Annotated in this window: 1 protein-coding gene; it reads right to left on the bottom strand. The window is 61.9% G+C overall.

Going from position 1 to position 5908, the window contains the following annotated elements; all coding sequences use genetic code 11:
- On the bottom strand, nt 1–5672 hold a 5672-nt coding region (locus tag B5F40_RS15505; RefSeq protein WP_204217452.1), incomplete at its 3' end, for a leucine-rich repeat domain-containing protein.
- Nucleotides 5673–5908 lie beyond the last annotated feature (236 nt).

Raw genomic sequence — 5908 nt, 5'->3', positions numbered from 1 at the left:
ATGCGCGAGGCGTCCAGGCCGGGGAACCTCTCCTCGATGTCGAACGTGTCGTCCAGAAGCCCCAGGTCGAAGTAGCCTTCGGTCATGCGGACTTCCGTGCCTTCATTGTCGGCCATGTGCATCCACGCCAGGTTGTTGTGGCTGATGTCGAGATAGCTGAGGTTCTTGTTGGCCGTCGTGTCGTAGCCCACCATGTCGAAGCCCTCGACGCCCGTACCAAGACCGCTCATGCGGAAGTCGTTGAGCTTGCCGAGCATCGAGACGTCAAGTTCGGTCATGGGCGTATCGGACACTTCCAGGTACCTGAGCTCAAGGTTGTTAGACAAATCAAGCCCGCCGAGCTTCGTGGAGAAGCAGTCGAGGTACTGGAGCTTGGTGTTCTGCGAGAGGTCGAGGCTCGCGACATCCGTCTGGTTGAGCCACAGGTACACGAGCTCGGGGTTGTGCGTCACATCGAGGCTCGAAATGAGCGTGCCGTCGCAGCGCAGGTCGACGAGCTTCGGGCAACCCGTCACGTCGAGCTCGAAGATGGACGTTGCCGCCAGATAGAGGTCTGTGAGCTCGGGCTTGTCGCCGAGCGTCACGCTCTTGAGCGGCGTGCGGCCCTCCATGGAGCCGGAGGCGCTAGCATAGAGCGCCTCGAGCGCCACCAGCGGCGTGACGTCGAGGCTCTCGACCTGGGACCCGCTCATCCACACCTGGCGCACTATGTCGTTGTCGGGGCCGAACGTGAGATTCTTCACCGCCGAGTCCTTGAGCTCGAGGGTCGCCAACAGCGGCAGGCCGCTCACGTCGAGGTCGGTGACGTTCGTGCTGTTCAGGTACAGGTGGCGCACCGGCAGCAAGTCGATGCCCTCGAGGCTCTTGACGTCCTTGTTGTCCGAGATGTCCAGAGTTTCGAGCTCCGCCTGCTCCTCCTCGTTCAGGAAGCCGTTACCGTTCTGGTCATAGCCGCTCAGGAAGCTGCGCAGAGCCGCGTCGGGGAAGTTGGCCTCGCTGATCTCGATGCCCGGGTTCACCTCGCCGCCATCGACGATGGGGTTCAGGGTAACCGTGTGCTCGATGGACTGGTCCCCAGCGTCCACGCCGCCCGTGCGGTACGTCATGGTGATGGGCTGCTCGTGCACCACATCCGACACCACGCCCGTGTACATGTCGTACGTGGCGCCGGGCATGTACTCGTCGACGGCGCTCCGTGCGATGCCCGGGAACTCGTCCGCGATGTTGAAGCTCGTCTCGCCCTCCGCCAGGTACACGTTAATGACGTTGTCCTCGGGAAGCTCGGCGTCGATGGCGCACACGTCGCCGTTCGGGAAGTTGACCCACGCCAGCTCGGGATTGCCCGTGGCCTTGACCTTCAGCATGTCGGTGGCGTACTCGTTCGTGACGGCGGACAGGTCGATGCCCCTGATCCGGTTGTTCGAGAAGTCGAGGCGTTCCATGTTTCCGCCGGGATAAAAGCCTATCTCGGTCAGCTTGTTGTCCGCGCACTCCAAGCGGGTGAGCTTCGCGTTGTCCGAGACGTCGAGCTCCGTGAGCAGATTGTTGGAGCAGTCGAGCTTCTGCAGGTTCTTGAACTTCTCGATGCCCTCAAGCGACTCGATGCCGAGGCCGCGAACGTCGATGGTCGTCATCCGGTCGAGCTCAGCCTGGCTGAAGCCAGGCTGACCGTCCATGTCCACCACGCGGTTCGCCCACGCCTGGAACGCCGGATCGGGAAAGAGCGGCTCCGCGAGCGTGAGTCTCAGCTCGCCCGCGAACAGCACGGGCTGGCCGGCCTTGTCCTTGGCCCCGGTGTCGTAACGGTACGTGATGGGCCTGCCCTCCTCGTAGCCGCCGAGGAACGGATTGTCCCACGTCGCGCCCTCAACGTCAGACACCTTGTCGGGGTCGATGCCCGGCAGGTAGTTCGTCACATTGAAAGGCGTGCCGTCAACGTTGAGCATGACGGCCTTGCTCCCCATGCCAAGGTCGGTGTCGGCGATAACGGCGCGCGGGCTCAGCTTGACCCACATGAGCGAGTTGCCCGCCGCCTTGATGCTCGTGAGCGCGTGGTTCTCGGGCAAGCTGATCGACGCGAGCTGATTGTGCGAGCAGTCGAGCGTCGTCAGCTTGGCGTTGCCCGACAAGTCGAGCGTGGCGAGCTGGTTGTTCGAGCAGTCGAGCGTCTCCAGGTTTGCGAAATGCTCGATGCCCGTGAGATCACTGATGCCCGCGTACGGGGCGAAGATCGCAGTCACCTGCGAGCGCTCGTACTCGGAAAGTTGGCCGTCGAGGTTGAGGTCGAAGGTGGTCGTCCCGACACACGAGCGCCACGCCACGTCTGGGAAGTTCTTCGCGTCGATGGGGACGTTCGTGCCTGCAACCTCGACCTCTAGGTTGACCGCGAGCTCGGCCTTCTGCCCGTCGGCGATGGTGCCCGCATCGTAGGTGTAGCTGACGGTGCGCCCGCTCACAAGATCGGTGATATCGCCTGAGCCCGTATCAAGCTTGGCACCATCGAAATCTTTGACTTTCGTAAGATCGATGCCCGGGAAGAGCGCCTTGAGGTTCGCGACGCGCACTTCGTCTTGCCCGAACTCGAGGACCTTCGTGGTCGTGGGCAACTTGAGCGAATCGGCCTTGAGGTTTTCAAGGCCGTCGAGGTTGATCCAACCCAGCGTGCTGCTCGTGTCGCTGTTCGGCGTCGTCATGTCGACGCGCGTGAGTTTCTTGAGCCCTGTGAGATCGACGCCCGGAATGCGGTTACCACCCGCCGCAAGAAACGTGAGATCGGGAAGCGCCTCGATGAGGCCGTCGAGCGACGAAACATCACCGTGCTCCCAAGTGCCGCCCGAACCCGTCGCGTCATTGAACAGCAGAACGCCGTTCTTGTAGATGTCTGCCACCTCCGACTCGCTCAACCGGCCGTCTTGATTGGCGTCGTACACCTTTGAGAAGTACTCGACCAAGCTGCTGTCGGAGAAGGCGTCGGAGATTTTGAAGCCGCCCTCGTAGGTGATGTCAAGCGTGGCATGCACCACGAAGTTGCCCTGGGTGCACGTGCCCGCCGCGTAGTCATAGGTCACGCTCTCCGAGGTGATGTCGGAAAGCACGCCATTAGCGTAAGTTGCTCCCTGAACGTTCGAAACCCGCTCAGGATCGAGACCGGGGAACTCTTCGGCAAGGTCGATGGTCTCGCTCTCGCCCACCGGGACGAGAACGGCTTTGGAAGTGTACTCGGCGATATCGCTGGACGAATCCAACGACCCCATGACGTACGTGTACTTGTTGCTACCCAAATCAAGCCAGGTGAGCGGCGTAGCCTCATCGTCGCCAAGCGTCACCGTAGCCGCATTGTAATTCACTGCCGCATTGAACGCTGGCGCCAGATTCGCCCCGTTCAGCAGCGAGCCGTCCAGATTCAGCTCGCCGGCGTTGAACATGCCCGGCTCCACGACAAGCTTGGTGACGCTCGTGCCGGAGATGTCCAAATACGTCAGGTTCGTGAGGCCCGAGACATCGAGTTCCCGAACAGCGGAAGAGCCTCCGAGCCACACGCCTTCAAGATTTTTGTTGAAGCTCAGATCAACCTCGGATGCGCCCAGCCCCTCGGCGGTCAACTGCTCAAGGGCCGTGAGCTTGCCGATCCCGCTGAGGCTTTTGACCTTGGAGGCATCTTCCAACCAGAATTCGGTCGCGTTCTCAACCTCTTCGTCCGAAAGGTAGCCGTTCCCGTCATCATCGAAGGCCGTCGCCACCTCGGCAGAGAGCGCTTCGTCGGGGAACGTGGTGTCGATCCTCAGGCCGTCGGGAACGTACGGATCCACGCTCAACTTGACGGTGAGTGTGAAAGCGCCCGTCGAACATGTGCCCGCCTTGTATGTGTAGGAAACATCCATAGCATCCGCGCCCACGTCGGCGGTGAGACCGGAAAGCACGCCCGAGTCGGCATCCCATTCAGCACCCTCGACGTTCGACACCTTGAGCAGGTCGATGCCGGGGAAGAGCTCCGTGAGGTTCACCGTGCCGCCCTCGTCCGCCTCGACCTCGACGGTCTCGCTGACGTAGGTCGACGTGACGTCCTCCTGGCCGGGCGTGCGCACGACCTTTACCCCGCCGTCGCCGATGGAAAGGTACCCGAGCGGAAGCGTCTCGTCCTCGCCCACGGCCAGTGTGCCCGCCATGCCTTCCGGCAGGACGAGACTCTTCAGGCGCGTGCCGTCGACGTTGAGCTCCGTGAGCGCGGCGCAGCCGGACACGTCGAGCGACGGGATGTTCGCGCCCGAGAACGACGCCGTTTGAAGCTTCGCGTTCTTGCTCAGGTCGACGGCGGCGGTCAAGTTGCCGTAGTCGGATCCCATGCCGTCGGCGTCGAGCTGCGTGAGCTCGGTCAGGACCTCGATGCCCGAAAGGTCCCGTATCTTACCGACGTTCTCCCCCAGGTCAAACGTCGTCGCAACGGAAATCTCTTCCTCGGAGAGCTTCTGATCGTCGTTCTTGTCGAATGCGTTCTCGACGGCGATTTGGAGGTACTGGTCCGGGAACGTCTCGTGGATGTCGATGAGCTCTCCCTCGTCACCGCCCTCGGACGGCGCCACCTTGAGCGTGGCGTGCAGGGTGAAATCCTTGTTCGAGGCGTAGTCGTAGGTGACCGTCGTCTCCCGGTCGATGTCGAAGAAGATGCCATCCTCGTACGTGGCACCCTGGGCGTTCGACACTTTGGAAACATCGATGCCGGGGAAGGCCTCGGCGAGGTTGAGCGTTCCGCCCGGCGCCTCGACGTCGATCGGGGCGGCGGTGTACTCGCCCGTGTCCTCTATGCCGAAGGCCTGGTAGTCCTGCACGCTCATCCCGTACAGGTCACCGCCGCCAATCAGGCCGTAGATGTCGTCGGAGATGTCGAGCCAGGCGTACGGCGTCGGGTCGCCGCCGAAGGTGTTCGACTCGCTGAAGCCGATATAGGTATCCCCGCTCAGCGACAGCAAGTTATGCTCACTCAGGTCGAGGCCGTTGAGCCCCGTGCCCATGAGTTCGAGCTGCATGATGATATCGCACCCGTCGATGTCGAGGTTCTTGAGTTTGGGAGTGTTGCAGATGCGCAGCGTGTCGACGTTGATGAGGCCGTTCATGTTGACCGTCTCGAGCTCGGGCGCGTCTGCGATGTATACCTGGTACGGGTCGTTCTGGGAGAGATCGATCGAAGTGGCGCTCACACCGCCGATGAGAAGCGTCTCGATGTTAAAGAGGTGCTCGATGCCCTCGAGGCTCTTGATGTCGGCGAGGTTGACGCCGGCGACGCCCGCCGCGTCCACGAGGTCGAACCGGCCACTCGTCACATTGCCGAACTCGCGGATCTCATCGTCCTGCAGGACGCCGTCCTCGTTGGTGTCGTACTGCGACACGACTTGACGGAAGGCCGCGTCGGGAAAACCTTCCTCGAGCACGATATCCATAGCCCTGGCATCGACATTCGGCGTGTTCTCGACATCGCCCCCACCGTTCTCGTTCGCCCCGTCGGCATCGACGGACGGGGAGATCAGAGAAACATCATACCCCCCCCCATTCGGAGGTGCAAATGCGTCGTCGGATGCGTTCGCGTAGGCGCCTATGGGCACCATGCCGAGCGCACAGACGATCGCCATGCCGACCGCAGTTGCCTTGCGCGCCGGATTCAGGCCGATCTTTTTCATGACGTGCTTCCCTCGCTCTCTTGTGTCGGTAGCGAGGATCCCTCCGCATTTCGAAAGGCGAACGGATCCTCGCCTGTCTTTACCCTCGTACACACCATCTCCATACGAAATATCTCCCGCATCATACAATGATAGAAAGCGTCAGATCAAGGAATTCTGTAAGGGGAGGGTATCTTAAACACAAAAGCCCCTCCCGGCCGGCGCGCCGCGGGGCCCGGCCGGGAGGGGCTTTTGTG

This window comes from Gordonibacter sp. An230 (genome assembly GCF_002159915.1).
In the GTDB taxonomy this organism is placed as follows: Bacteria; Actinomycetota; Coriobacteriia; order Coriobacteriales; family Eggerthellaceae; genus Rubneribacter.
This window is presented reverse-complemented; position numbering and strand designations above follow the sequence as displayed.